The sequence below is a fragment of the Microvirga zambiensis WSM3693 genome (genome assembly GCF_016735695.1).
Taxonomy (GTDB): domain Bacteria; phylum Pseudomonadota; class Alphaproteobacteria; order Rhizobiales; family Beijerinckiaceae; genus Microvirga; species Microvirga zambiensis.
The window spans coordinates 1-1004 of record NZ_JAERQD010000203.1 but is presented as its reverse complement, the minus strand read 5'-3'; the positions used below and the strand labels follow the sequence as shown (position 1 = coordinate 1004).

1 protein-coding gene is annotated in these 1004 nt (G+C 68.7%); it reads right to left on the bottom strand.

Annotation, left to right across the window (positions count from 1 at the left end; all coding sequences use genetic code 11):
* The coding region (locus tag JKL46_RS34895) for an IS630 family transposase (RefSeq protein WP_201843032.1) at window positions 1-932 on the bottom strand (932 nt) is incomplete at its 3' end.
* Between the last annotated feature and the right edge of the window lie 72 nt (window positions 933-1004).

Genomic DNA, 1004 nt, shown 5'->3' with positions numbered 1-1004 from the left:
GCGCGCTTGAGGGCGGGCTTGCTGCGGGCGGGTGGTTTCCGCGTCACGGCGTGCTTCAGGTCAGCGTTCAGGCCCTCGTCCGGGTTCAACTCCGGACTATAGGAGGGCAGGGAGAAGACCTCGATCTGCGCCGTGCGCTCGGCCAACCAGTCCTGCACCGCCCGGGCCCGATGGACCGGCAGGTTGTCCCAGATCAGGAACACCTTGCCGTCGGCATCCTGGATGAGCCGCCCGAGAAAGCGGATCAGGGTCGGGGCCTTGAGCGCCCCCTCGAGCACCATCCAGCGCAACTCGCCCTTGTTGGTCACAGCCGAGATCAGGCCCAGCCTCGCGCGCTGGTGGCTGGGGCGCACGACCGGCGTCCGGCCGCGCGGGGCGAAGCTGCGGCCACGCACATCGTCGGAGCGCAAGCCGGTCTCATCCTCCCAGAAGATCGTGCCCTTCTCTCCTCTGGCTTGCGCCACGATGGCCGGGTAGTCCTGCCGCAGCCAGCGCCGCACCGCCTTCGGCGACTGCTCATAGGCCCGTCGGAGCGGCTTCTGGGCTGTGAAGCCCCAACGCGCCAGGTAGGTGCTCATCGTACGCACCGCCAGCCGGACCCCGCAGTGCTGCTCGATGAGCGCCCGCACCGCTGCCCGGCTCCACAGGGCGAACGGAAGACCGAGTTCGTCAGGCGTGTGCCGGCGGATCAGTGCGCGGACTTGCGCTTCCTGCTCGGCCTGGAGAAACCGCCCTGTGCCAGGGGCCGGGCCGCGCGGTCCGCTGGCCAAGCCGGCCTGACCCTTCTCGGCAAAGCGGCGGCAAATGTCGAAGACGCCGGTGCGGGTCAGACCCACCTGCGCGGCAATGGCCTCATAGGTCAGCCCGCTCTGGCGCAGGCCGATCACTTGCCGCCGGCGCTCTTCTTGCGCGGCTGCTGGCAGCTTGCGCATGTCTATATGCTTCATCCCGCCGACTTGGGCCGACGAACGCGGATTTCAAGAGCACCCGAGCCGGATCAATAA